This is a genomic window from Streptomyces flaveus, assembly GCF_014647675.1.
GTDB classification, from domain to species: domain Bacteria; phylum Actinomycetota; class Actinomycetes; order Streptomycetales; family Streptomycetaceae; genus Streptomyces; species Streptomyces flaveus.
This window is the reverse complement of the sequence record NZ_BMPQ01000027.1, coordinates 93,141-118,692: the sequence shown is the minus strand read 5'-3', so window position 1 is coordinate 118,692 and position 25,552 is coordinate 93,141. Positions and strand designations below refer to the sequence as shown.

Here is a 25,552-nt window from a genome sequence, read left to right as displayed (position 1 = left end):
CGGAACGACGGCAACGTCGTCACCGCGCCCCGAGCCGACCGCACAGGGACAACTCAGCCGCCACTCTTACGCCTGAACGACCGCTGGCTCGCAGCCGGGCCGTGCGCCGCACGCACCTTCGACGCATCCGGGTTGGCGGCAACATCGGCCGCGTCCGCCTGCGCACCGCGCTTGCGCGCCAGGGCTTCGCGGAACTTGCGCTTGAGGTCGTAGTTGCCGTCGCTGTCCGGCGCCAGAGGGGACGTCTCCGGGGCAGCCTGCTCCGAACCTTCCGTAGATACGGGCTCTGCGGTCATGGTGACCTCCTGGGTTCGGGGGGGTGGGCAAGCACAGCTTGTCATGCCGGGCGCAGTGCGGGGCGCCGGCAACATCATCCTGCTCCGTTTCGGCGAGTATCCCTCTCGCGGTCGAGGGCGTTCGCTTGGTAGGTGAGGCGCACAGGACAGCTTCGGGCCAGGCCGAGGGTTGTCGATCCCGTGGCCAGGACGTTCACTCCCAGGGCAGTGCCCCTCAGCCGTTGCGACGCACGAGGGCGGCCTTGCGGGCCTCGGCGAGCTTGCGGGCCTCGCCAGCCTTTCGTGACTTGCCGCCGGCGCCGCGGGAGGTGTCCTTGCTGGTGCCGAGGCCGCGGAAGGGAGCGTTGCTGTTCTTGGGTCGGGGGACGGCGGGCCCACCGTCGAGCGGGGTGCCAGAGGGAGCCTTGGCGCCGGTGATCCGGCTCAGTTCCGCCTCGCCCGAGCGCACGTTGGTAACGGTCGGCTCGATGCCGGCCCCGGCCATCATGCGGCTCGTCTCGCGGCGCTGGCCCGCCAGCACGAGCGTGACCACGCTGCCGGACTCACCGGCGCGGGCGGTGCGGCCGGCCCGGTGCACGTAGTCCTTGGAGTCGGTAGGCGGGTCGACGTTGACCACGAGATCGAGGTCGTCGACGTGCAGGCCACGGGCCGCGACATTGGTCGCCACCAGAACGGTGATCTGGCCGTTCTTGAACTGCGCCAGGGTCCGTGCGCGCTGTGGCTGGGACTTGCCGCTGTGCAGGGCCCCGGCGTGCACCCCGCTGGCCCGCAGATGCCGGGTGAGCTGGTCGACGGCGTGCTTGGTGTCGAGGAACAGCAGTACGCGGCCGTCGCGGGCGGCGATCTCCGTGGTGACGGCGTAGCGGTCAGGGCCGTGGACGACCAGAACGTGGTGCTCCATCGTCGAGACCGTGCCCGCGGACGGGTCGACCGAGTGGACCACGGGGTCGTGGAGGTAGCGGCGGACCAGCTGATCGACGTCGCGATCCAGAGTGGCCGAGAACAGCATCCGCTGACCGTCGGGGTGCACCTGGTCGAGCACGTCGACAACCTGCGGCAGGAATCCCAAGTCGCACATCTGGTCGGCCTCGTCCAGCACGGTGATCCTTACCCGTCCCAGGCGGCAGGCATTGCGATCGACCAGATCGTGCAGGCGTCCGGGGGTGGCGACGACCACCTCGACTCCCTGGCGCAGCGCGGCGACCTGCCGGCCGATCGACATGCCGCCGACGACCGTGGCCATCCGCAGCCGCAGTGCCTCGGCGTACGGCGCCAGCGCCTGGGTGACCTGTTGGGCCAGCTCCCGGGTAGGCACAAGGATCAGAGCGAGGGGCTGCTTCGGTTCGGCGCGCCGCCCAGCCGTACGCGTCAGCAGCGGCAGGCCGAAGGCGAGCGTCTTGCCCGATCCGGTGCGCCCTTGCCCCAGGACGTCGCGTCCCTGAAGGGCATCGGGCAGTGTGGCGGCCTGGATCGGAAAGGGTTCGCGCACCCCGAGTCCGCTCAGCGTCCGCAGCACCTCCACCGGTAGTTCCAGACCGGCGAAGGAGACGGCCGGGGGCAGTACCGGGGTCGTGGCCTCGGGCTTGGCGGGACCGCCGTGAGCGATGCCGGAGTCATCGGGGTCATCGGGATGCTTCATGAACAGCCTTCCGCAGGGGAACGTACCGAGGAAGGCTCGGCAGGATGGAACAGCCCACACACAAGCGGAACCGAACAGGCAGAATCGCCCACCGCGACGACCACGCAAACGCATGAGACTAACACAGGGCATAACATCGCGCCGTGATACCGGTCGCCCCTCTCGCGTCGATGACCCGACGTGGCCCGACAGCCCTTCCGGCCTACCTGGTCCAGGCCCCAACTCGCCGAGCGGTAGACGTCGTCCGCCCCGACGTGTTGATGTTCACCGCCCGGGCTTCACCATTGCGCAAGCCCCAGCCCACCGTCATTACGATCTCAAGCGCGAGGAGTACTCCGTCATCCGGCGTTGCCGGGGCCGCCATTGCTTCGCGTATTCCGCGACCGCCTGCTGACCGAGTTCCCGGCGGGCCTCGGCAACGGACGGCTCCGTCTTCTTGAGGGCGCTCGATGGCGTCGTCCCGCGTGCCTAACCGACCTCTTCACGCTGGTTACCAAGAGCGTCTCTGAACCGAATCGTGTACGGGCGCGGGCAACGGGTCGGCTTGGTGCAGTCGCAGTCCTTGAAGAAGGACCCCATCCCACGGGCGAGCTGTCGAGCCACGTACCAAGCCTTCCGAGCAGGGCGCCGGGCGGGGCAAGCAGCTGAGGGCCTGCACTACGCGGTCAGCGCTGCCACCCGGCGCATCACGTCATGGCAGAACGCCCCGACCCCGTCCGGGTCGTCGATGAACTGGTTCGGCTTGATGCAGAAGGTCGTGAAGCCCTGTGCCAGCTGTTCCGGGATCGATGCCAACGCCGCACCGATATCCGCCGTGGAACGGTCGTCGGGGAAGACGGCCTGCGTACCGCCGATCATCTCCAGGTCGGTGACGTCCCGGTCGGCCGCCGTCATGGCGTCCTTGAGGAGTTGCATGTCCTGCGGTGTGGGCCTGCCCAGTGGGTGGAAGCCGTGGCCGTACCGGACGAGCCTGCGCAGGACGGGGCCGTGCAGGCGCTGTCCGCCGAACCACAGCCGCGGGCCCTCCGGCCGGTACGCCTTGGGCTCGAAGTAGACGTCCCGGAACGGGTAGTGCTCGCTGTCGTGCGAGATCGGGGACGGTCCCCATGCCTTCGCCCAGACCTCCAGGTGCTCGTCGAGCAGCCGCCCCCGCCTGCCGAAGGGGACTCCCAGGGCGTCGTACTCGTCCCTGCTCCAGCTGACCGTGGGCTGCACCAGCAGCCGTCCCTCGCTGATCAGGTCGAGGGTGCCCAACTCCCGTGCCATGAGCAGCGGATGGCGCAGCGGGGCGAGGACGGCCGCGGCGGCCAGCCGCAGGCGTTCGGTGACGGAGGCGATGGCGGCGAGCAGGAGCAGCGAGTTGGGCCAGGGGGTGTACGGGTCCTGGTTGCCCGGGAGTGCGTAGTCGCGGGGGTTGCCCATGATGCCGTCGGCACCCGCGTCGGGGCCGAGCACGATGTGTTCGCTGACCATCACCGCGTCAAAGCCCGCGTCCTCGGCCTCGCGGGCCCACCGGACCGCCTTGGGCAGGTCGGCGCGACCGCCGGTCAGGGTCCAGTTCTCGCTGAGGACGAGCAGCATGCAGGGTGTGGTGGTCACGGGGGGTGTCATCTGGGTTCCCTCTCCACGAAGTACTCGAGGTCCTCGGGCGCGGGCCGCAGCACACCGTCACGCACGGCGAGCGCCGTTGCCTCGGCGCGGGAGCAGCAGCCGGTCTTGCGCAGCAGGTGCTCGATGTGGCTGTGCACCGTGCGTGGCGACAGGAACAGGGCCTGCGCGATGGCCTGGTTGGTCTGGCCCCGGGCGGCTCGCGTGAGCACTTCGAGTTCGCGCGGGCTCAGGCCGTACGGCAGTTCGGCGCGCTCCTCGGACACCAGCACCGCCTCGCGTGCCGCCGGACCCGCCGTGCACCGTTGCAGCACCACCCGGCACCATCCGGACCCGACCGGCCACAGCGCGCGCAGCCGCAGCCCCCGCGAGAGGGTGAACGCCTCCGTGAGCCGCCGGAAGTCCTCGTCGTGCAGGGCCCCAGCGGGCGCCCGGCCTGGCAGGTCGATGACGCCGTCGGGGGTGACGAGGTTCGCCGCCGCCCCCGCCGGGAGTTCATGGAAGCCACCGGCGTGTGCCGTGGGGTCGGCGAGGGCGCCCAGTGCCGGCAGGATCGAGGCGAGCAGTTGTCGCGCTTCGGTGTCGTAGACGTCCGCGCCTTCTGCGGAGAGGTGGATCAGGCCGACGAGGCGCCCCTGGTGACGGAGCGCCCCGGTCAGCCCGTCACGAAAGCCGGCGGGGCGGACCCGCTCGGCGTAGAACCAGCCATGTCTGAAGCGCGGTCCGGGATCGTCGGCGTCCTCGGAGATGGAGCGCGGCAGCTCCTGCCGTACGACGTTGGCGTACCACGGGGTCGAGACGAACTCGGCGGCCAAGGACTGCGAGGCCGCGGCGGGGTAGCCGATACCGGCGATCTGCACGTGCGCCCCGGAGACCGGGTCGATCCCGAGCAGGGACGCGGCGTCGAAGGGAAGGGCCCGGCCGAGTTCCTGCAAGGCCTGGGCGCAGGCCGTGGCGGTGTCGCGCTCGCGCGTGAGCATGCCGATGCGCGTCGCGGCGGCGATCTGCTGGTGGCCGAGCATGCGAGCCTCCCGGCGGCTCTTGTCGCTACGCGGATTACGCGGAGCGATTGTTTGGGCCCTTACGATATGCGGGTCCAGGGCGCCGGACAAGCCGTTTACCGTTCCGCAACAGGGCCTCTCCTGGCCGGCACCCGGGCGCTCGGAGAGTCGGTATTTGTACGGATGGCCAGGTACGTGGTCCGGGGCTTTCCTGTTCGGCACAGCCGGACGCCCGCCGTGACGGGCCCGTTTCCCTGGGAGAGCCCCGCCATGACCAGTTTCCAGCAAGCCGCGTCCGCGGCCTCACGCCGGCAGTTCCTCGCGTGGTCCGGCGGGATCACGGCGGCCACCGCGCTGGCCGCCGCTGGCTGTTCGGCGCCGGACGACGGCTCCGGCTCGACCGCCGCGGCCGCCGGCTCGTCGCCGAGTACGAAGACCCTCACCAAGATCGGCCTGGACTATCCGTTCACCCAGCTCCCCCTGTACTCGACGCTGGTGAAGCTCTCCACCAAGGCCGCGAAGAAGCACGGCATCACCCTGCTGACCACGAACGACGCGAGCAACGCCGACACTCAGGCCACCAATCTGAGCGCCTGGGTCTCCCAGAAGATCCCGGCCATCGTGTCGTTCCCGATGGTCTTCGAAGCCACCGAGGCCACCGCCAAGCGCGCCCTCGACGCCGGGCTGATCTGGGTGACGTACGGCGGAACGCTGGAACATCAGAGCGCTGACATCCAGTTCAGCTTCCTCGAGGGCGGCACCCTGCTCGGGGAAGCCGCCGCGAAGTGGGCCAATGAGAACCTCGGAGGCAAGGGCAAGATCGCCTTCCTCACCGACAGCACGATCCAGCTGGGCCGCGAGCGCACCAAGGGCATGATCGACGCCTTCACCAAGCAGGCGCCCGGTGTCGACGTGGTCGCGAAGGAGCAGGCCATCGACCCGGACACCGGGCTCTCGAAGACCCGGGCTATCCTCGCCAAGCACCCCGACCTCAATATCCTCCTCGGCGTCACGGACGCCGCCGCGTACGGCGGCTTCAAGGCCCTCCAGCAGACGGGGCGGGCGAAGGCCGACGACAAGACCTTCGTCGGCGGGCAGGACGGCGCCGCCCCTTCCCTCCTCGCCATCAAACAGGGCACGTTCTACCGGGCCTCGGCCGCGCTGGCGCCGCAGGACATCGCGAACGCCATCGTCGACGTACCGATGGCCGTCGCCGCAGGGAAGGCGAACCCCAGCGCCCAGGTGCCGATCACGCTCGTCCAGCACACCGACACCGCGCGGATCGACGACCTGCTCGCACAGAACTCCTAGGCGGCCGACATGACGGGCATCACGGGCATGGCGGAACCGAATCTTCGCATCCGCGGACTCAGCAAGTCCTTCGGCGGGGTGCGGGCGCTGGACGGCGTGGACCTCACCGTCCCGGCGGGCCAGGTGCACGCCCTCCTCGGCCACAACGGCGCCGGCAAGTCCACCCTGATCAAGTGCCTCGGCGGGGCCTTCCCGCCGGACGCGGGCACCATCGAGGTGGGCGGCAGCAGCCACACCCGGCTGAGCCCGCGTGAGTCGATCGCCGCCGGAGTGGCGATCATCTTCCAGACGCTCAGCGTCGTCGATTCCCTGACGGTGGCCGAGAACATCTTTCTCGGCCAGGAGTGGACCAAGTACGGCCGGATCGACCGCCGGGCCCAGGAGGACGTCGCCGCCGGACTGCTCCAGCGCGTGGCGGCGAACTGCTCCCCTCACGACCGGGTGGGCGAACTACCCATGGGGCAACGGCAGTTGGTGGAGATCGCCAAGGCGCTCAGCCGCAGCGCCTCGGTCCTCGTCCTGGACGAACCCACCGCCGCCCTGTCCGGGGCCGAGAGCGACGCGCTGGCCGAGCGGGTGGAGGACCTGCGCACCCAGGGGCTGGCCATCGTGTATGTCACCCATCTGCTGGCCGAGGTGGAACGGCTCGCGGACGCGGTGACGGTGCTGCGGGACGGGCGTGTGACGCATCAGGCGGAGGTGTCGGGGCGGAGCCGGCAGGAGTTGGTCGACGCGATTGTCGGCCCGGCGCCTGCCCTCTCGCCGGGCGCGACAGCGGGCGCCCCGGCCGACTCCGACGCGCCGCGCCCTGTCTGCCTCACGGTGGACGGCCTGCGGGGTCCCGGATTCGGCCCCGTCGACGTGGACGTGGCCGAGGGCGAGATCGTCGGCCTGTTCGGACTCATCGGTTCCGGCCGTACGCGCGTCCTGGAGACCCTCTTCGGCAGGCGCCGCGCATCGGGTGGGACCGTGCGCGTCAAAGACCGTGCCGCCGAAGCCACCCGGCCTGCCGACGCACTGGCCGCGGGGATCGCCCTCGTACCGGCGGACCGGCGCAGACAGGGCCTGTTCCCGGTGCTGAGCGCGCAGGACAACGCGCTGCTGCCGGCGATACGTCCGCTCGCCCGGCGCGGGGTGCGGGCGCTGCGCGCCGAGCGGCGGATCTTCGGCGCGCTGTGCGACGCCGTGGGGCTCCGCCCGGCCCGGCCGAGCCTGCCGGCGGCCGCCTTCTCCGGCGGGAACCAGCAGAAACTCGTCCTGGGCCGCTGGATCAACGAGGCGCACACCATCGACGTCCTGCTCCTCGACGAGCCCACCCAAGGCGTCGACGTGGGCGCCCGGCAGGAGATCTACCAGGTCGTCTCCTCACTCGCCGCGCATCGCGGCACCGCCGTGCTGTTCGCGTCCAGCGATCCGGAAGAGGTCGTCGCACTCGCCCACCGCTGCCTGATCGTCTCCGCCGGCCGGGTCGTCGGCGAGCTCAGCGGTGCCGAACTCACCGAGGCCGCGCTCCTGTCGGCCGTCCACGACCCCGCCCCCGCGACCTCAAAGGGAACAGCATGACCACCGCGACCACCTCCCCCGCCGACCGCCTCGTCACGGGCCCGCGCACCCTGGCCGGCAGCGGACTCGACGCCGTGCGGCGGCATCCGCTGCTCGTCGTCCTCGCCTTGATGGTGCTGGTGTTCCAGCTGACGACGGGCAGCTTCCTCGACGGGGGCAATCTGCGCGGGATCGCCACCGACGCGGCCACCCTCACTCTCGTGGCCGTGCCGCTGGCGCTGCTGGTCATCAGCGGTTACCTCGATCTGTCGGTCGGCTCCACCGTCGCCCTGGGCGGGCTGGTAGCCGGCTGGCTCGCCGGGCAGCAGCACCAGTCACCGGTTGTCGCCGTGCTCGGCGCACTCGCCGTGGGGGCGGCGGTGGGCGCCGTGAACGGCTTCCTGTGCTGCTATCTCGGACTGTCCTCGTTCATCGTGACGCTGGGCATGCTGGCCGCGGTGCGCGGACTCGCGCAGCAGCTCTTCCCGCTGCCGCTGAGCAGCTTCGGCTCCGGGTTTGCCTGGCTCGGCGGGTCGCGTATCGCGGGGATCGACGCGCCGGTCTTCATCGCGCTGCTGGTACTGGTCGCCGGTGCGCTGTTCCTGGCGCTCACCCCGGCCGGGCGGCATGTCTTCGCCATCGGCGTCAACCGGGAGGCCGCCTATCTCTCCGGCATCAGCATCCGCCGTACGCCCTTCGCACTGTTCGTCGTCACCTCGGTCGCGGCGGCCCTGGCCGGCGCGATCAAGGCGTCCGTACTGGACAGCGCGGTCGCCGGAACCTCGGGGGCCGGTTTCGAGCTGACCGTGCTCACCGCGGTCCTGCTCGGTGGAGTCGCGCTCACCGGCGGCTCGGGCTCCGTCTTCGGAGTGCTGCTCGGCGTACTGTTCCTGGGCTGTCTGCAGAACGGGCTGACGCTGCTGAACGTGCCGACGTTCTGGCAGCAGATGGCCCAGGGCATCGCCCTGGTGGCGGGCGCGGCGCTCGCCTACTTCGGTCCGCGGCTGACGCGGTGACCCGTACCCGTCCTACGACTCCGACGACCCCTTCACGTCCCAGAGAGGTTCCGCGTGAGCGACAGCGCCCCCACCCTCATCCTGACCGGCGGACAGATCCTGACCGTCGACGACGGCTTCACCGTGGCCGAAGGTGTCGCCGTGCGCGGCCGGACCGTGGTCGCCGTCGGCACCGACGCCGAGATCCGCGCCCTGGCCGGGCCCGGCACGCGCGTCGTCGAACTGGGCGGCCGGACCGCACTGCCCGGCATCAACGACTCCCATCTGCACGGGGCCGCGTACGGCATGACCAAGCCGCCCTTCGCCATCGCCGTCGGCCATCCGGCAGTGGCGTCGATCGCCGATATCGCCGCCGCCGTGCGGAGTCAGGTGCAGGCCTCCCGGCCCGGCGAGTGGATCATCGGGCTCGGCTGGGACCCCGGCTACCTGGCGGAGTGTCTCGCCGACCCCCGTCGCTTTCCGCACCGCCGGGATCTCGACAGCGTGGCGCCGGACAACCCGGTCTGCCTGACCGACTTCTCCTCGCACATGGTGTGGGTCAACAGCGCGGCCCTGCGCGAGTGCGGCATCGACGCGTCGATCGTGCCCCTGTCGGGCGGCGTCATCGACCTCGACCCGGACGGCGAGCCCACCGGCATCCTGCGCGAGGCCGCCCAGGGACTCGTCCAGGCCGCACTCCCCTCCCCCACCGTCGCCCAGCGCCGCCAGGCCATCCAGAACGTGATCGCCGAACTCCACTCGCGCGGCATCACCAGCTACACCGAGCCCGGCCTCGGCCCAGGCGGCGCCACGACCCTCTTCGGCGGGCTGAGCACCGACAACTGGACCGCGTACGCCGACCTCGCGGCCACCGGCGGTCTCGAGGCCCGGGTCAGCGTTCTGCTGCTGCCCGCGCCGATGGGCGGCTCCGCGGACGACGTACGCAAGGGCCTGGCCGAACTGCGGCGCCCGGAGTCGGCCGACCCACGGCTCCTGCGCGCCATCGGCGTCAAGATCTTCGCCGACGGAGTACCGCCGAACCGTACGGCGTGGATGAACGAGCCGTACGCCGACGGCGGCCACGGTGCGCTGTGCGTACACGGTGACACTCCCGCGCTCCAGGTCGGCGAGCTGCGCGAGATGATCCGGATCGCCCATGAAGCGGGCTTCCAGCTGGGCGTGCACGTCACCGGAGACCGGGCCATCGACACCGTCGTGGACGCATTCGTCGCGGCCGACGAAGCCATACCCCGGCCCGACGCCCGGCACTACGTCATCCACGGCGACTTCATCGGCGCCGGCAGCCTCGCAAAACTCGCCGCACACGGTTACGGCATCAACATGAACCCGGCCATCAAGTGGACCGTCTCCGACTTGATGGACGAGGTGGTGGGTGCCGAACGCTCCGCCTACCAGTGGCCCGTACGGTCCGCCGTCGAGGCCGGCATCGCGGTGTGCGCCAGCTCCGACGCACCGATCACGGAGCCCGACTGGCGACAAGGAGTGGCCGCGATGATGCTGCGCGAGTCCAAGGCGAGCGGCCGGCGCAGCGGCCCGGAGCAGTGTGTGGGCCTCGCCGAGGCGTTGCGTGCGTACACGATCAACGCGGCGCGTCAGGACTTCGCGGAGGAGTGGAAGGGGTCCATCGAAGTCGGCAAGGTCGCGGATCTGTGCGTACTGGACCGTCCACTGCTGGAACTGGATCCCCACGAACTCACGGACGCGGAGGTGGACTTGACGGTGTTCGACGGGCGTGTCGTCCACGAGCGCTGAGCGCCACGCGGTCATGACACCGGAAGTGTGCCCGAGGGCAGGCATCGCCCTCGGGCACTCTCTTCGTACAATTTGAGGCCGAACGGTCAATGCACAACGAGGGAGCGCCCGTGCCCGGCCAGCGATCCATCACCGAAGCCGAGAAGCTCGCCGCGGCGAAACTCGGCGGCATCCCGATACGCCGGGACCAGATGGCGGCCGTGGCCAACATCTACCGGGCAGCCTCGGCGGTCCGCCAGCACCTGGAGAACTCGGTGCTGCGAGGCTCCGATCTGACCTGGACGGCTTTCGTGGTCCTGTGGGTCGTGTGGGTGTGGGGCGAGTCGGAGACCCGGCACGTGGCCGAGGAGGCCGGCATCTCCAAGGGGACGCTCACCGGCGTGTCGCGCACGCTGGAATCGCGCGGGCTGCTCAGCAGGGCCGGGCACCCGTCGGACGGCAGGCTGGTCCTGCTCAGCCTCACCGACGAGGGTGAGCGGCTGATGCGGCGGCTGTTCCCGCAGTTCAACGAGGAGGAGGCGTTCGTCACCGGGCAGTTGACGGACGAGGAGTGCCGGAATCTGGCCAAGGGCCTGCGGCGCGTTGTGCTGCAGGTCGAGGAGAACGGCGAGGAGCGCCGTCAGTCGCTGCTGAACGGGGCCGAGCCCGCTCCTCGCCGCAGCGGGCGGCGCCCGAAGGGCTGAGAGCCCTTCGCTGTGAGCTTCAGCGGGCCGCCCGCACGAGCGCCGCGAAGAGACCATGCTGGGCGGCGTCCTCGTGCGCGGTGTCCTCGGGGTGCCACTGGACGGCGGTGAACCAACCGCGCGCTTCGGGGAGTTCGAGGCCTTCCGGTGTGCCGTCGGCTGCCCGTGCGGTGACCTCCAGGCCCCCACCGAGTCGGTCCACTCGCTGGTGGTGGTAGCAGGAGGCTTCGACCTTCTCCGCTCCGGTGGCCTGTTCCAGCAGCGTGCCGCGCCGGATCGCCACCGGATGAACGAGGTGCCGGTGTTCGCGCTGCGGACCGCCCATGTCCTGTTCCAGCGTGCCGCCCAGGGCGACGTTGACGACCTGCATACCTCGGCAGACCGCCAGCAGGGGCAGGCCCGACTCCAGCGCCCGCCAGGCGACTTGGAGGTCGAAGGTGTCCTGGAGGTCGTCGACGTCGTAGACGCTGTCGTGCGTGTCGGTGGCGCCGTACCGGTGCGGGGCGAGGTCGCCGCCGCCGACTTCCTTGACCGGGAGGCGTCCGCGGAATCGGTCATGCCTATGACCCCACCTGCGAGACCAGCGCGGACGGGGCGGACCGCTGGCGGTCTTCGCAGGGCAAGTGCCGGGTCGCAAGCGAGGTCAGAGCCTGGAGTTCATGCGCCGGTACGACTGTGGGGGTTGGCCGTACTGGGCCTTGAAGGCCCGGGAGAACACGGAGGCGTCGTGGAACCCCCAGTGGCGGCCGATGGCTGCGACGCTGTGGGTGGCCAGGCCCGGGTGCACGAGGTCGGCGCGTGCGTGTTCGAGTCGGCGCTCACGCACGTACCGGGAGACCGTGGACTGACGCGCGGCGAAGATCTGACGCACGTACCGTGCCGAGAGGTGGTGCGCGGCCGCCAGGCGCTCGGCGTCCAGGACCTCGTCGGTCAGGTGCTGCTCCACGGACTGTGCCAGCAGATTGAACAGGCTGAGCATCCGCGTCGGCTCCTCGTCCGCCTGGTGGTCCGAGATCACTCCCTGGATCAGTGCCACCACGGCGTTGCCGCACTGCTGCCGGGCCCGGGGCGACAACTCGGACTGTCGAGTCGCCAAGGTCGTGAGCGTGTCCGAGAGGAGACTGGAGCTGGTGAGCAGGCCGGGAATGCCGGCGGCGAGCATTCCCGACAGATCGACGAGTCGCAGGCCGATGGTGAACAGCGGGATGGTGACGACGAGATACACGTGCGCGGCGGGAGCGAGGACGGCGAACGGCTGGGCGCCCGCGTAGAACGTGAACTGTCCTGGATGGAGGGTGACCGACCTCCCTGCCTGCGTGACGGTCAGTTCCCCTTCCAACGCCAGGCCCAGCGCGATGCCCGCCGACTGCGACAAGCAGTAGGACTCCGCCTCGGCCCCGTCGTCACAGGAGAAGATGCTGCATCTCAGCGTGCCCAGGGCGAAGGTGTTGGGACCGCGGACCACGCTCCGGGACCGGAGGATGGTCGTGGGTTCCGAATCGACCGGGCGGAGTGCGTCCTGCGTGGCCCCGTAGAGGATGCGCTCCTGTACCGTCTGGCTCATCACTCATCAGCCTCCTGGGCCCGGGAGAATAGTGGACCTCAGCTCCGGTTGCTACGTCCCGCTGCCAGGCGAGTGAAAGCCACGGCGACCAGCAGCGCTGCCCCGTCGAACACCGGCCCCACCCATGCGGGTGCCCCGAGAAGAGTGAGGCCGCTGACGCTCACCGCCACCAGAAAGATGGCGACGACGGTTCCGGCCACCGACGGGCGTCCGAGCTCCAGCGTGATAGTGCTCAGCAGCACGGCGGTGAGCGCCGGGAAGAGCATGGTCATGCCGTTGTCGGAGGTCGCCGCGCCCTGGCGGGCCAGCAGCAGCACACCGGCGATCCCGGCCACGGTGCCGGACACGACGAATGACAGCAGGCGCACCCGGGTCACCCGCACACCGACCAGAGCGGCTGCCCGTGCGTTGGAGCCGATGGCGAACAGCTGTCTGCCGAAGGGGGTATGGCCCATCACGAACCAGGAGGCCGCAGCGATCAACGCCGCCAGCACGGCGATCCGGGGAACCCCGAGCACCGACAGCGACCCGAGGTCAGTGAGTGAGGAGGGTATCCCGGACGTGATCTGCAGCCCTCCGGTGTAGGCGAAGATCAGACCGCCGAGAAGGGTGGCGGTCCCGAGCGTGGCGATGAACGCGTTCATGTCCAGCACGGCGATGAGGACACCGAGGATCAGACCTGCCGTGGCACCGACGATGATCGCCACCAGCACGGCCAGGGGCAGCGGGAGACCCGCCTGGGACAGCAACGCCGCCGCTACGACCGAGCAGGTCGCGGTCACAGCGCCGACAGAGAAGTCGAAGTACCCGGCGGCCATCGGGAACAGCAGGGCGATCGCCACGGTGAGTCCGACGGCCTGGTTCGCCAGCATGGCCCGGACGTTCTCCGGACTACGGAAGGCCGATCCCGATTCGGGAAGCACGGCAAACGTGATGATCATCAAGACCAGGACCATGACTAGGGCATAGCGCTGGAAGGTGTGCCGCCGTGGGCCCGCCCGTTCCACCCGCTGGCTCTCGTCCGGTTCGGGTTCTCGTACGGGCGACTCGACGCCGACGGACGACTTACTGTTCAGGGACATCGAGGTCACTCCGATCCTCTTGTGCCAACTGGGAGATGCGAGCTTCAGTGAGTTGGGGTCCGGACAGCACCGCCGAGCTTCGCCCCTCGCGCAGGACGACGACGCGGTCGCACAGCTCGGCGAGTTCCTCCGCGTCCGAGCTCGCCACGAGCGCGGCGCTGCCGCCCGAAACCTGCGCGCGCACGAACCGGTGGATGTCGGCCCGGGCTGCGGCATCGACCCCCTGCGTCGGCTCGTCGAGCAGCAGCACCCGGGGCGCGCGGTGGAACCAGCGGGCGAGCACCGCCTTCTGCTGGTTGCCGCCCGAGACCGAGGCGAACGGCGCGTCGGCCGACGCAGCGCGTACGTCGTAGCGGTCCAGCAGCGCGAGCGCGTCGCTCCGCTCCCGCCTGCGGTCCATCCGCCAGCCGGACCAGTAGTCCCCGGCACTGGCCGCGGACACGTTCTCCCACAGAGGACGGTCAAGGAACGCGGCGTCACCGGCGCGGTCCTCGGGCACCAGGGCGATGCCCAGCTCGATCGCTTCGGCGGGGTTGCGGACGGTGACCGCCTGTCCGTCGAGTATGACGGTGCCGGCACGCACCAGCAGGTCCCCGAACAGCGCCCGCAACAGCGAGGTACGTCCCGAGCCGACGAGACCGGCGAGACCGACCACCTCCCCTGCCGCCAGGTCGAGGTCCGCACATCTCAGCGCGCCCGCGCTGAGCCCTTGGACCCGCAGGAGAGCCGGGCCCACCGGGTCCCCCTCTCCCGGTGCCCGCCGCGCCGGAGGCTCGACGGAGGCACCGGTCATCGCCTCGATCAAGCTCTCCCGGCTCGCACCGGACGCAGGGATGTCGACGGCCACCTCGCCGTCGCGGAGCACGCTGATCCGGTCGGCGATCTCGAGTACCTCGCCAAGCCGGTGGCTCACGTAGATGATCGTCTGGCCTCGGTCCCGGCACTCGCGCAACGCCCCCAGCAGCACGTCGACCTCGTGCTGCGGCAGGCTCGCGGTGGGTTCGTCGAGCACGAGGGTGATGTGCCGACCGCGATCGCTGTCGCGCAGGGCCCTCGCGATCGCCACCAGGGTGCGGTCGCTCGGCCGGAGCTCCCGCACCGGTGTGCGGGCGTCGACCCGGACCTGCGCCCGGTCGAGCTGCTCCTGGGTGCCGCGATGCAGCGCACGCCATCCGATGGCGGGGCCGTACCGCCGGGGAAACCCCCCGTCCAGGGCGAAGTTCTCACTGACGGTGAGGTCGGGGACCAGCCCCAGTTCCTGGTGCACGAATCGCAGACCTGCCGCGCGTGCCGTCGCCGGAGAGTAGTCCCGGGTGTCATGGCGCGTGCCGTGCACTCGGATGACGCCCCCGTGCTCGGCGCGGTGGATCCCGGCGAGGATCTTCAAGGTGGTGGACTTGCCCGACCCGTTGCCACCCAGCAGGGCATGGAGGGATCCCGCACGGACACGGAACGAGACGTCTCTGAGCACGGGCACACCGGTGAACGATTTGCTGATGCCGGACAGTTCGATGGCTGGTTCATCCATGGTCGCAACCTCTGGCCGGCTCAGCGGAACGCGTCGGGAAGCGTCGTGGTCCATCCGAAGACCGACTCGACGGCACTGGCCAGGCGGATCAGGCACGCTTCGTCGAAGGGGGCACCAACCAGTTGGGCACCGACCGGGACACCCGCGGCGGTCCGGTGCACGGGCAGGCTGATCGCCGGCAGCCCGGTCAAGTTGGCGAAGAACGTGAAGGAGATCATCTGGGTCTCCGTCATCCGGAAGCCGGTGGGGTCGGCGTTCTTGTCCTGGACGACAGTGCCCGCCGGCGGCGGCGTGCAGGCCATGGTGGGAGTGAGCAGGACGTCGAAGTCGCGTCCCCACTGAGCGATGATCTCGCGGGACTCCAGGTGCAGCAGCGCGACACCCTGGGCGTACTCGGCACTGTTGCGGGACAATGCCTGTGCCCGCAGCACCTGCAGGTACGGCTCGGCCAGATCGGGATCGTCGTACGGGGTCAGGTGGAGTGCGGCCGGCACGACCAGGTCGACGAAGGCCCGCGCCGCGTCCAGGGAGAAGAACCTGGGCTCAACCGGCGAGACGTCGTGGCCGAGACCCTCCAGGACGTGCGCGAGCGCCTTGGCCGCGGCGACGCACTCGTCGTCCACGGGTACCCCGGTGGGCGCCGACACCAGCAGGCCGACCCGCAGCCGTCCGGTCTCCCGGCCGACCTCCTCGGCGAACGGCCGCTCCGGCACCGGCGCGTGGTACCACCCCAGCAGATCAGGTACTGACATCACGTCCAGCAGTGCGGCGGCGTCCTCGACATGGCGGGTGACCGCACCGTCGGTCGCGGAATGCTCCCAGGCGGGCACACGCATCGGGACCCGTCCCCGGCTCGGTTTTAGGCCCACCAGCCCGCACGCCGAGGACGGCATACGGATCGATCCGCCGCCGTCCGAGGCCTGTGCCACCGGCGCCAACCCGCCCGCGACGGCGGCGGCGCCGCCGCCGCTCGATCCTCCCGGGCTCAGCCTGAGGTCCCACGGGTTGCGTGTGATGCCGTAGCGCTGGTTCTCGGTGACCGACATCGGCCCCATCTCGGGTGCGTTGGTCCGTCCCATCAGCAGGAAACCGGACTGCTGCAGGCGCTCGATGCTCAGATCGGTCTCTGTGCGCGGGGCGTCGGAGACCCCCACGGATCCGTAGGTGTTCGGCTGTCCGGCAACAGAGTTGAAGTCCTTCACGGGGATCGGCACCCCGTGGAAAGCAGGCAGCTTCCCGTCCGACATGACGGCGTCCTCGGCGTCCTTCGCCGCTTGGAGCACCTCTTCGTCGTTGCGCCAGACGAACGCGTTGATCTCCGGGTCGTACCGGTCGATCCGACGCAAGTACTCCTGCGCGATCTCCACCGGACTGACCTGCTTGGACCGGACGGCCTGAGCCAGACTCACTGCTGAGTCGAACGGGTTCATCGGTCAAAACCTCCCGTGTGTCGTATGGCGACAGAGTCTGACGACGAGCCCGCCGATCGCATTGACCGGCAGGGCGAGGTTGTTGACTGTCACGGCACAAGCCTTCGGAGGGCGGGTCGTGGGTCAGGAGTACCACCGCGGTCAATGACTTCGCCCTCCGGATCAACCGCGGGGCAGGGGACCACCCCACACTGTCGAAACGCACCCGCCCCGAGCCCAGAGGTCTGGGGCGCGGGCTGGACCAGGGCCTTCATTCACGGGCGACCTGAGGGTGCCTCCGGTCCGGCGGCAAACCCACCGACCCCAGACAAGGACGATCGGCCATGAAACGCTATTCGATCCCCATCCCCCGCACCGCTTCGGCAGGCGCCTTGGCAGGGATGCTGGCTCTCACAGGCTGCTCAACAAATACGGGCGCGGCGGCCGGTAAGCCCGGCGGGAATTCAGCCGAAGCGGTCTCCGCTGCCACGACCGCTGTCGAAGCAGCCGTCAAGGGGATCGGGGGCCCCGCTCCCACATCCGGACCACCCGCATCGGCCGGAAAGAAGGTGTGGGTCATCTCTGCGTTCGAGCAGGTGCCCGGCCTCGCCCATCTCACCGAGCAGGTACGGAAGGCAGGAAAGACGCTGGGGTGGAAAACGTCCGTCTGCGACGGACGCAACAACGCCAACGGCGCCTGGGCCGGCTGCGTGCGGCAGGCAGTCGCCGCCAAGGCCGATGGAATCGTCCTGGAATCGGTCGACTGCGCCCCGGTGAAGGCTGCTCTGGGCGAGGCGAAGCAGGCGAAAATCAAGATCGTCGGGCTGACGGCGTTCGACTGCGACGACCCCAAACTGGGGGGCGGGAAGGCCATGTTCGATGCCGGTGCGACCTTCGCCTCGTCCGTGCCGTCCAACGCCGAGTTCTTCCGCCAGCAGGGGAAACTGCGCGCGGACTGGTTGATCGCCAAGTCGAAGGGCAAGGCGAAGGTCCTGCACGTGGCGTTCCGCGGGGTCGCCTTCGGCGAGTACCTCGCGGAAGGTTTCGAGAAGGAGATCGCCACCTGCTCCGGATGTACCGTTGCAGGCACGGTCGACATCACACCACAGGACGTTCCGCAGATCCGGCAGAAGTTCGAAACCGCCCTGACCAAACTGCCGCAGGTCAACGCGGTTGCGGTGGACGTCGACTTCATGGCGACGGGCGGTATCCAGGCCGCACTGGTGTCGGCGAACCGACCGGATCTGTCGGTCGCCGGCGGTGAATGTTCGCTGGACAGCCTGGGCTATGTGCGCGAGGGCAAGGGCGTCCAGATGTGCGTCGGATCCTCACTCGGCCACCAGGCGTATGCGGCGGCCGACGCACTCAACCGGGTCTTCGCGGGCGCTGCCCCGGCGCCGTCCGGTCTGGGCTGGCAGGTCGTCACTCGTGACGACAATCTGCCGAAGGCTGGCGAACGGTACGAGGGCCCGACCGACTACCGAGCCGAGTTCCGGGCGCTTTGGAAGTCCTGAACGCCACACTGGTGAAAGGTCACCGCATGGCAACGGATCCGGCCACCGGCCCGCAGACTCAAAAGCGACAGCGAACGCGATTTCCACCGAGCCGAACACCTTCTCCGGTAACGCACGTCGACCACGGGTGCGCCGGTGCGGACCACGCGCTGGATGATCTCCTCGACACCTGCGGCCGTCCCGTCGACCTCCGTCAGAACCTCGCCCTCCGGCAAGATGTCCTTCACGAACCGTCCGGCAGCCTCTTCAAGGGGGGTCCGAACTGCTTCTCGATCGCGGCGTTGATCCAGCGCACCCGGGCGTCCGTGTCGTAGACCACCAGCTGGACGGGCGCTTCCCGGTCGAGTCCGTCAAGCATGGCCCGGCCGAGGGCCTACCGGTGCGCCGGCTCCGAATCCATGGCCACCAGCAGCCACCCGGTCGCACCCACCCCGAGGGCGAGCTGGGTGAGAGACAAGGACACGGGCACCGGGCGGCCGTCACCACGGCGGCCGGCCGAGGGCCGAGCGGACCATGCCGGGCCACCGCCCCAGGCGGCTGAGACGCCGGCACCCGTCTCGGCATCGGCCAGCACGGCGTCGGCGGACCGGCCGAGGACTTCCTTGGACCCCAGACCGAACAGCTCCTCGGCTTCCCGGCTCACCCGGTGAACCGCAGGTGCTGGTCCAGCACCGCGGTCGCGTCGCCGGCCGCACGGCATGCCCGAGGAAGGCGTGCCGTGCGGCCGGGCTCCCTGGTCATGCCCTTTGAAAATGCTCGTCATCGCCGCTTCTGAGGTTGGCGCAGGAGAGCTTCGGCTCATTCGATGTACCGTCGGACGTCCCCGGTGACGCCTGCGCGCGATGGGCTGCGAGGAGCCGACGCAAGGCGTCGACACTCGCCTCGGTGCGGCCCGGTGCGCCGGACGTGACCTGGTGGAATACCAGGCCCTCCAGGGCCGCGAAGACGATCTCCGCCATCTCCTGCGACACGTCGAAGCAGGCCAAGGCCTCGCGGACGGCGTCGCGGTACGCGTCGTAGAGCGCGTCTACATGGCGCCGCAGCTCCGGCCGCCTGCTCGATTCGAGCTTCAGCTCGTACTGGAACGCCTGGACGTCGGGGTCGGCCGCGATGAAGTCGGCCAGGGTCGCGGCGAAGTCCTCCAGCCTTCCGCTGGCGGGCACCAGCGAGGACGTCTCGATGCTGCGTGTGACGCACCACCGCAGCGCCTCTTCGAGGAGGACGTCGCGCGAACCGAAGTGGTGGGCGACCAGTCCGTGCGTGACGCCGGCTTCGGCGGCAACGGCACGGTAGGTCAACTTCCGCAGGCCGCCCCGGGCCACCACCCTGACGGCCGCTTCCAGGAGCGCCCCCCGTCCTTCGCCGTAGCTGGGCCGTGCGTCCTCGCCGGCCTCACCGTCCGTCTCTGCCGCGGCGGTCACTCGCCCCTCCTTTGTCTGCCGTCCCCCGAACTCAATCTATCCTATTGACAAGTTATCCAGATGGATAGATTCTCGCTGCAGCGCACGCCCTCTAGCCACTGGAGCCCTCATGGCCATCCCCGAAGGACTGAGCACCACCCCGTTCGCTCCCCGCTACGCGGACCGGGTCGGGGAGTGGATCGACATCTACGGCAACGCCGTACCGCTGGCCATCGGTGATCCGGCCGAGGAGTACGAAGCGATCCGCACCGCCGTCGGGGCCTCCGAGTACTCGATGCTCTACAAGTGGCATGTCCAAGGTGAGGAGGCGGTCGCAACCGTCGACGCCGTCTTCTCGCGCAGCGTCAAGGGGCTGGGTGCCGGACGCATCGCCTACGGGGTCGTGGTCGACGCCGACGGGATGATGCTGGACGACGTGACCGTGGCCGTCCTCGCGCCCGACCACGTCGTCGTCACCGGCGGCAACCCCGCCACCCGGCAGTCGCTGGCCGCTCACGCGCCCGCCGGGACCACGGTCACCGAACGCCGCGACGAGTCCGCCGTCCTGACCCTGCAGGGCCCGCGCAGCCGCGACGTCCTCCAGCGCCTCACCCACGTCGACGTGTCCAACACCGCGTTCCCCTACTACACCTTCCTGCGCGACGCCCTCATCGCGGGCATCCCCGCACAGGTGAGCCGGCTCGGTTTCACCGCCGAGCTCGGCTACGAGATCCAGGTCCCGCGGGAGCAGGCCCTCGCGCTGTGGGACGCGGTCTTCGAGGCGGGTGCGGACCTGGGGATCAGGGCCTTCGGCGCGATCGCCCTGCTGACCTGCCGCACCGAGGCCGGAATGATCATGGGGGAGCTGGAGTACGACCGCACCGTCACCCCGTTCGAGTGCCGGATGGGCTGGGCGCTGGACTTCGACAAGGGCCCCTTCCAGGGGCGGGACGCGCTGCTGGCCAAGAAGGACAGCGTGACCGGCCGCGTCGTCAGCGTCGTCGTGGACACCGCGCCGGAGGCCGCCGAGGGCGCCCGGCTGGAGCTGGGCGGCCGTGACATCGGCTACGTGACGATGGCGCTGCCCTCCCCCGTCCTCGACGGCGCCACCCTCGGTCTGGCTCGGGTCCACCGCGATGCCGTGAGGTCCGGCACCGCGCTGACCGCCGTCGCCGCCGACGGCTCCAAGGCCGACGCCACGGTCCGGCCCACACCCGTGTACGACCCCGAGCGCGCCCGCGTGCGGGCCTGAGCCGACGGAGATCCCGACGTGCAACGCTGCATTCTCACGCTCCGCTGCCCCGACCAGCCGGGCATCGTCCACGCGCTCGCCGCGGGCGTCGCGGAGGCCAAGGGCAACATCCTGGAGAGCGCCCAGTTCTCCGATCCCGGCACCGGCATCTTCACCATCCGTGTGTGCCTGGAGACGCCCGAGGCCGACACCGAGAACCTGCGGGACGAACTCGCGCTGCGGCTGGCCCGCTTCGACCCGGTTCTGACCGTCCGGCCCGAGGAGCAGCGCCGCCGGGTGCTGCTGATGGTGTCGAAGTTCGACCACTGCCTCGTCGACCTGCTCTACCGCTGGGACCTGGGCGAACTGCCCCTCGACATCCCGCTGATCGTCTCCAACCACCCCGAACTGGCGCCTGTCGCGAAGCGGTACGGCATCCCCTTCGTCCACGTCCCCGTCACCCGCGACACCAAGCCCGAGGCGGAGGCCGAGCTGCTGCGGCTGATGGCTAAGCACCAGGTCGACTTCGTGGTGCTCGCCCGCTACATGCAGGTCCTCTCCGACGACCTGTGCGGCAGGATGTCCGGCCGGATCATCAACATCCACCACTCGTTCCTGCCGGGCTTCAAGGGCGCCAAGCCCTACCACCAGGCCCACGAGCGGGGCGTCAAACTCATCGGCGCCACCGCCCACTTCGTCACCGCCGACCTGGACGAGGGCCCGATCATCGAGCAGGACGTCGTCCGCGTCGGTCATCGCCACACCGCGCCCGAACTGGTCGCGATCGGCCGGGACGTCGAGCGGGTCGTGCTGGCACGGGCGGTCCGGCTGCACGCGGAGGACCGCGTCGTCCTCACCGGCTCCCGCACCGTCGTCTTCTCCTGACAGCCGCACCGAGAGGCTTGTGTGACATGACCACCGCGACGCTGCTCGACGGGAAGGCCGCGGCAGCCGAGACGAGACGTGAACTCGCCGAGCGAGTGCAGGTGCTGAAGAGCCGGGGTGTCGCCCCCGGCCTTGCCACCATCCTGGTCGGCGACGATCCGGCCAGCCGCTCCTACGTCGGCGGCAAGCACCGCGACTGCGCCCAGGTCGGCATCGCGTCGATCCGGGTGGAGCTGCCCGACACGGCGACCCAGGCCGATGTGGAGGCGTCCGTGCTCCGGCTCAACGCCGACCCGGCCTGCACCGGTTTCATCGTCCAGCTGCCGCTGCCGGCCCACATCGACACCCACGCCGTGCTGGAGCTCATCGACCCTGCCAAGGACGCCGACGGGCTGCACCCCGCCAACCTGGGCCGACTCGTGCTGGGCATGCCGGGGCCGCTGCCCTGCACCCCGCGCGGCATCATCGACCTTCTTCGGCGCAACCGCGTGCCCATCACCGGACAGCAGTTCTGCGTCATCGGCTGCGGGCTCACCGTGGGCCGCCCGCTCGGCCTGATGCTGACCCGCAGCACCGAGCACGCCACGGTGACCCTGTGCCACGAGGCCACGCAGGACACCGCGGCCCACGCTCGCGTCGCCGACGTGGTCGTGGCCGCGGCCGGCGTGGCCCACCTGGTCACGCCCGACTGGATCAAGCCGGGCGCCACCGTCCTGTCCGTGGGCGTCACCCGTACCGTCGAGGGCATCCTCGGGGACGTCCACCCGGACGTCGACCAGGTCGCCGGCTCCCTCACACCGCCGGTCGGCGGGGTCGGACCGATGACCCGCGCCATGCTGCTGACCAACATCGTCGAGGCGGCGGAGCGCGACTGACGCCGGTGTACGGCGTGGGGCCCGACCGCAAGGCCAGCCCCCGCGCGATGCGTGTGGAGGGAGAGCCGCACGCCTACACGCGGCCGGAGTAGCCGGTGTAGCACTCCACCGGGTCCCCCTCGTAGCTCCACGGCCAAGGCGTCACCAGCCCGCCGATGGCGGAGAAGACCTGCCGGGCATCGCCGCTGCGGCCCGCCCGGATCAAGGCGTAGGCGAGCATTCCCAGGTCCGCGACGGCGGCCGCGTGACGCAGGTGCCCCGGTTGCAGCCAGTGGGCCGTGCCCTGGTCCAGCAGCCGTGCGGTGTGCGGCTGCGACCAGTACCGGCTCACTCCCAGCGCCTGGATTCCTCCCCTGCTCCTTTCGCGGTGGTACTGCCGCACAGCCGCCGCCAGTGGCAGGCATGCCGTCGGTGCGTCCCACGGCATGACCGCGTGGGCATCATCGAGAAAGTCCCGTAGCACGGCCTGGCTGCCCTGCTCCTCCGGGGAGAGGTGGCCCAGGATCTGCAGGTGCGCCTCCCGGTGCCATGGATCACGCGCGCGTATCTCCAGCCAGACGGGAGAAAGTTCAGAGCTAGGCCGCCCCAGAATCCGCAGCGCCGCCAGCGCACCCACCCACGGGGTCGGATCAGTCGGGCGGACCTCGGCGGCGACGCGGCAGATCGCCAGGGCACTCCGCGGATCGGTGGCCAGTTCGGACCAGGTGGCCAGCACCAGGGCGTCCGGGTCGCGGGGTCGGCGCTCGCGCCAGCCCCGGGCCAGCGCGGGCACGGCCTGCGCGAGGACGCTTATACGGTGGCAGCGGCGGTCCCAGTCGTCGCCGGTGTCCCGCAGGAGCCGCTCCACCTGGGCGATGGCGAGGTCCTGCGGTCCTGGTCCCCGGGCGGCGGCGATGCCCCTCAGCACCCGGCCCAGCGGAACGTCGTCGAGTTCGGGAGCGAGGCGGGGAGCCTTCTGCTTGCGGCCGAAGAGAGCCATGCCTGTGTCAGCGTCTGTTGTGGGCGGCCTGGACCAGCGCGTCGAACAGGCCCAGCTGGGCCCGGTCCTGGTCCGCGGTGTCCTCGGGGTGCCACTGCACCGCCGTGAACCACCCCGGGGTTCCGGGCAGTTCGAGCCCCTCCACCGTGCCGTCGGCGGCCCGCGCGGTGACCTTGAGCCCGACACCGATGCGGTCGACGCGCTGGTGGTGGTAGCAGGAAGCCTCCGCCTTCTCGGCGCCGGTGGCCTGTTCGAGCAGGGTGCCGCGCTGGATCGCGACCGGATGCACGATGTGCCGGTGTTCGCGGTCCACGCCGCCCATGTCCTGTTCCAGGCTGCCGCCGAGGGCGACGTTCACCACCTGCAGCCCACGGCAGATCGCCAGCAGGGGCAGTCCCAAGTCCAGTGTCTGGCAGGCGACTTCGAGGTCGAACACGTCCTGGAGGTCGTCGACGTCATAGACGCTGTCATGGCTGTCGGTGGCTCCGTAGCGGTGCGGGGCCAGGTCTCCGCCGCCCGGGAGCAACACGCCGTCGAAGCGGGCGAGCCGCTCGGCCACGTCGGCTCCGGCCGGGTCGGCGGGGTGGATGCTCACCGGCTCACCCCCGGCCCGCCACACGGCCTCGACCAGCGCGCGGGCGTTCACCTCGGCGGCGTAGCGGAGCGCGGACGTGGTGGCGGCGAACCGGGCCGGAATCGCGATCAGGGGTCGCGTGTGCGTACGGGTCACAACTGGATCCAGGTGGTCTTCAGTTCGGTGTACTTCTCGATGGCGTGGACGGACTTGTCCCGGCCGTTGCCTGACTGCTTCATACCGCCGAAGGGGACGGTCAGGTCGCCCTCCTCGTAGCAGTTGACCCAGACCGTGCCGGCCTTCAGTGCGCGCGAGACCTTGTGAGCGGTGGACAGGTCGGACGTCCACAGCCCCGCGGCGAGGCCGTACTCGGTGGCGTTGGCCAGCCTTACCGCCTCGTCGAGGTCGTCGAAGGCAAGGACGGACAGGACGGGGCCGAAGATCTCCTCGCGGGCCAGCCGCATGCCGGGGTCGACCCGGTCGAACACGGTGGGCCGCAGGTAGCTGCCGCCGGTCTCGGCCAGGGCCCGGCCCCCTCCCACCCGCAGCCTGGCGCCCTCGTCCAGGCCGGAGGCGACATGTTCCAGGACCCTGCCGAGGTGGCTGTCGCCGACCAGTGCGCCCATCTCGGTGGCCGGATCGAGCGGGTCGCCCACCCGCAGCTCGCGCGCCCGCGCCACGACGGTCTCCGTGACCTGTTCGGCGATGGACGAGTGGACCAGCAGCCGGGAGGGGGCCGTGCACATCTCACCCTGGTTGAAGAAGATGCCCCAGGCTGCGGTCGCCGCCGCCTTCTCCAGGTCCGGGGCGTCGGGCAGCACGATGTTCGGTGACTTGCCGCCGAGTTCGAGCCAGACGCGCTTGAGATTGGAGTCGGCGGCGTAGCGCAGGAAGTGGCGGCCGACGACGGTGGAGCCGGTGAAGGCCAGGACATCGACGTCGGGGTGGAGGCCGAGCGCCCGCCCTGCCACCGGCCCGTCACCGGTGACAACGTTGAGGACGCCCGGCGGCAGTCCGGCGTCGGTGGCGACGCGGCCGAGCAGGAGGGCGGACAGCGGAGAGGACTCCGACGGCTTCAGGACGACCGTGCAGCCGGCGGCGAGCGCGGGAGCGACCTTCCAACTCGCCAACGTGAGCGGGAAGTTCCACGGCACGACGGCGCCGACGACGCCTGTCGGCTCCCGGGTGACCAAGGCCAGTGAGTCCGATGCGGTATGGGGAGACTCGTCGGTGAGTTTGTCGGCGAGCTGCCCGTACCAGCGGAAGGTGTTGATCGCGGCGCGCAGCTCGATGGCGTACGCGTCCGTGATCGGTTTGCCCATCTCCAGGCTCACGGTCAGCGCCAGCTCCTCGCGCCGCTCCTCCAGCAGCTCGGCGATTCGCAACAGGACCCGACCACGCTCGGCGGGCGCCAGGTGCGGCCACGGCCCTGTGTCGAAGGCGCGGCGCGCCGCCGCCACGGCGAGATCGATCTCCGCCTCCCGCGCGTCGGCGACCTGGACCAGGGTCTGGCCGTCGCGAGGGGAAATCACGGCGAACGATCCACCGTGACCGGCTTCGTCCTTGCCGTCGATGTGGTGCTGTGTGGGCAGGTCGAGTCCCTTGGCGCGGCGCAGCAGTTCCTCATGGGTGGCGTTCAGCACGCGCTCTCCATCTCCATTTC

At 70.3% G+C, this 25,552-nt stretch carries 24 protein-coding genes; 9 read left to right on the top strand and 15 right to left on the bottom strand.

The window, feature by feature from the left end; translation table 11 throughout:
* Positions 1–53: 53 nt before the first annotated feature.
* The 4 genes from IEZ21_RS36285 to IEZ21_RS36270 form a co-directional block, all read right to left on the bottom strand.
* Entirely contained in the window at positions 54–296 is a 243-nt protein-coding gene (locus IEZ21_RS36285; RefSeq protein ID WP_165341253.1) for a DUF5302 domain-containing protein, read from the bottom strand.
* A gap of 214 nt (positions 297–510) precedes the next feature.
* Positions 511–1,935, bottom strand: a complete 1,425-nt coding sequence (locus IEZ21_RS36280) for a DEAD/DEAH box helicase (protein ID WP_189326069.1) — start codon at positions 1,933–1,935, stop codon at positions 511–513.
* Between the two features lie 657 nt (positions 1,936–2,592).
* Positions 2,593–3,534, bottom strand: coding sequence for an LLM class flavin-dependent oxidoreductase (locus tag IEZ21_RS36275; RefSeq protein ID WP_246568497.1), 942 nt, complete (start codon positions 3,532–3,534; stop codon positions 2,593–2,595).
* Positions 3,535–3,542: 8 nt separating this feature from the next.
* Complete coding sequence (locus IEZ21_RS36270; RefSeq protein ID WP_189326068.1) at positions 3,543–4,565, bottom strand: helix-turn-helix transcriptional regulator; 1,023 nt, start codon at positions 4,563–4,565, stop codon at positions 3,543–3,545.
* A 249-nt stretch (positions 4,566–4,814) separates the two neighbouring features.
* Between IEZ21_RS36270 and IEZ21_RS36265 the strand changes: the two genes are divergently transcribed.
* From IEZ21_RS36265 to IEZ21_RS36245, 5 genes are all read left to right on the top strand, one after another.
* Positions 4,815–5,855 carry a sugar ABC transporter substrate-binding protein gene (locus IEZ21_RS36265; RefSeq protein ID WP_189326067.1) on the top strand — a complete coding sequence of 347 codons (1,041 nt, stop codon included), beginning with the start codon at positions 4,815–4,817 and terminating at the stop codon, positions 5,853–5,855.
* A 9-nt stretch (positions 5,856–5,864) separates the two neighbouring features.
* Positions 5,865–7,418: a sugar ABC transporter ATP-binding protein gene (locus IEZ21_RS36260; protein WP_246568495.1), complete on the top strand. Its 1,554-nt coding sequence runs from the start codon at positions 5,865–5,867 to the stop codon at positions 7,416–7,418.
* Positions 7,415–8,413 (top strand): ABC transporter permease, encoded by a 999-nt coding sequence (locus tag IEZ21_RS36255; protein ID WP_189326066.1) that lies wholly within the window; start codon positions 7,415–7,417, stop codon positions 8,411–8,413. The genes IEZ21_RS36260 and IEZ21_RS36255 overlap by 4 nt, the downstream gene beginning before the upstream one ends.
* Before the next feature lie 54 nt (positions 8,414–8,467).
* Positions 8,468–10,165, top strand: a complete 1,698-nt coding sequence (locus tag IEZ21_RS36250) for an amidohydrolase (RefSeq protein WP_189326065.1) — start codon at positions 8,468–8,470, stop codon at positions 10,163–10,165.
* Positions 10,166–10,275: 110 nt separating this feature from the next.
* Positions 10,276–10,848, top strand: a complete 573-nt coding sequence (locus IEZ21_RS36245) for a MarR family winged helix-turn-helix transcriptional regulator (protein ID WP_189326064.1) — start codon at positions 10,276–10,278, stop codon at positions 10,846–10,848.
* Between the two features lie 19 nt (positions 10,849–10,867).
* Here the strand turns inward: IEZ21_RS36245 and IEZ21_RS36240 are convergent, their stop codons facing one another.
* The 5 genes from IEZ21_RS36240 to IEZ21_RS36220 are packed head-to-tail and all read right to left on the bottom strand — an operon-like array spanning position 10,868 to position 16,452.
* Positions 10,868–11,485 (bottom strand): gamma-glutamyl-gamma-aminobutyrate hydrolase family protein, encoded by a 618-nt coding sequence (locus IEZ21_RS36240; protein ID WP_246568493.1) that lies wholly within the window; start codon positions 11,483–11,485, stop codon positions 10,868–10,870.
* 6 nt (positions 11,486–11,491) lie between these two features.
* Positions 11,492–12,412, bottom strand: coding sequence for a helix-turn-helix domain-containing protein (locus IEZ21_RS36235; protein WP_189326063.1), 921 nt, complete (start codon positions 12,410–12,412; stop codon positions 11,492–11,494).
* Between the two features lie 38 nt (positions 12,413–12,450).
* Positions 12,451–13,494: an ABC transporter permease gene (locus IEZ21_RS36230; RefSeq protein ID WP_189326062.1), complete on the bottom strand. Its 1,044-nt coding sequence runs from the start codon at positions 13,492–13,494 to the stop codon at positions 12,451–12,453.
* Entirely contained in the window at positions 13,478–15,022 is a 1,545-nt protein-coding gene (locus IEZ21_RS36225) for a sugar ABC transporter ATP-binding protein (RefSeq protein ID WP_189326061.1), read from the bottom strand. Before IEZ21_RS36225 ends, IEZ21_RS36230 begins: the two co-directional genes overlap by 17 nt.
* Positions 15,023–15,042: 20 nt before the next feature.
* Complete coding sequence (locus tag IEZ21_RS36220) at positions 15,043–16,452, bottom strand: amidase (protein ID WP_189326060.1); 1,410 nt, start codon at positions 16,450–16,452, stop codon at positions 15,043–15,045.
* Between the two features lie 323 nt (positions 16,453–16,775).
* Here IEZ21_RS36220 and IEZ21_RS36215 point away from each other — a divergent pair, with 323 nt between their 5' ends.
* A complete protein-coding gene (locus tag IEZ21_RS36215) occupies positions 16,776–17,945 on the top strand; it encodes a substrate-binding domain-containing protein (RefSeq protein WP_189326059.1) in 1,170 nt (389 codons plus the stop codon).
* Between the two features lie 223 nt (positions 17,946–18,168).
* Here IEZ21_RS36215 and IEZ21_RS48520 read toward each other — a convergent pair whose 3' ends face one another.
* The 3 genes from IEZ21_RS48520 to IEZ21_RS36205 form a co-directional block, all read right to left on the bottom strand.
* Positions 18,169–18,303, bottom strand: a complete 135-nt coding sequence (locus tag IEZ21_RS48520) for a hypothetical protein (RefSeq protein ID WP_281399648.1) — start codon at positions 18,301–18,303, stop codon at positions 18,169–18,171.
* 15 nt (positions 18,304–18,318) lie between these two features.
* Positions 18,319–18,588, bottom strand: coding sequence for a nitrogen regulation protein NR(II) (locus tag IEZ21_RS36210; RefSeq protein ID WP_189326058.1), 270 nt, complete (start codon positions 18,586–18,588; stop codon positions 18,319–18,321).
* Positions 18,589–18,682: 94 nt separating this feature from the next.
* Positions 18,683–19,366, bottom strand: coding sequence for a TetR/AcrR family transcriptional regulator (locus IEZ21_RS36205; RefSeq protein WP_189326057.1), 684 nt, complete (start codon positions 19,364–19,366; stop codon positions 18,683–18,685).
* 109 nt (positions 19,367–19,475) lie between these two features.
* Here IEZ21_RS36205 and IEZ21_RS36200 point away from each other — a divergent pair, with 109 nt between their 5' ends.
* The 3 genes from IEZ21_RS36200 to IEZ21_RS36190 are packed head-to-tail and all read left to right on the top strand — an operon-like array spanning position 19,476 to position 22,336.
* Complete coding sequence (locus tag IEZ21_RS36200) at positions 19,476–20,597, top strand: aminomethyl transferase family protein (protein WP_189326056.1); 1,122 nt, start codon at positions 19,476–19,478, stop codon at positions 20,595–20,597.
* An 18-nt stretch (positions 20,598–20,615) separates the two neighbouring features.
* Positions 20,616–21,461: a formyltetrahydrofolate deformylase gene (gene purU / locus IEZ21_RS36195; RefSeq protein WP_189326055.1), complete on the top strand. Its 846-nt coding sequence runs from the start codon at positions 20,616–20,618 to the stop codon at positions 21,459–21,461.
* A gap of 26 nt (positions 21,462–21,487) precedes the next feature.
* Positions 21,488–22,336, top strand: a complete 849-nt coding sequence (locus tag IEZ21_RS36190) for a bifunctional methylenetetrahydrofolate dehydrogenase/methenyltetrahydrofolate cyclohydrolase (protein ID WP_189326054.1) — start codon at positions 21,488–21,490, stop codon at positions 22,334–22,336.
* 73 nt (positions 22,337–22,409) lie between these two features.
* Here the strand turns inward: IEZ21_RS36190 and IEZ21_RS36185 are convergent, their stop codons facing one another.
* From IEZ21_RS36185 to IEZ21_RS36175, 3 genes are read right to left on the bottom strand one after another with little or no spacing between them, the layout of a single operon-like run.
* A complete protein-coding gene (locus IEZ21_RS36185; protein WP_189326053.1) occupies positions 22,410–23,315 on the bottom strand; it encodes a tetratricopeptide repeat protein in 906 nt (301 codons plus the stop codon).
* A 7-nt stretch (positions 23,316–23,322) separates the two neighbouring features.
* On the bottom strand, positions 23,323–24,045 hold the full coding sequence (locus tag IEZ21_RS36180; RefSeq protein WP_246568491.1) for a gamma-glutamyl-gamma-aminobutyrate hydrolase family protein: 723 nt from the start codon (positions 24,043–24,045) through the stop codon (positions 23,323–23,325).
* Positions 24,042–25,532 carry an aldehyde dehydrogenase gene (locus IEZ21_RS36175; RefSeq protein WP_189326052.1) on the bottom strand — a complete coding sequence of 497 codons (1,491 nt, stop codon included), beginning with the start codon at positions 25,530–25,532 and terminating at the stop codon, positions 24,042–24,044. Before IEZ21_RS36175 ends, IEZ21_RS36180 begins: the two co-directional genes overlap by 4 nt.
* Between the last annotated feature and the right edge of the window lie 20 nt (positions 25,533–25,552).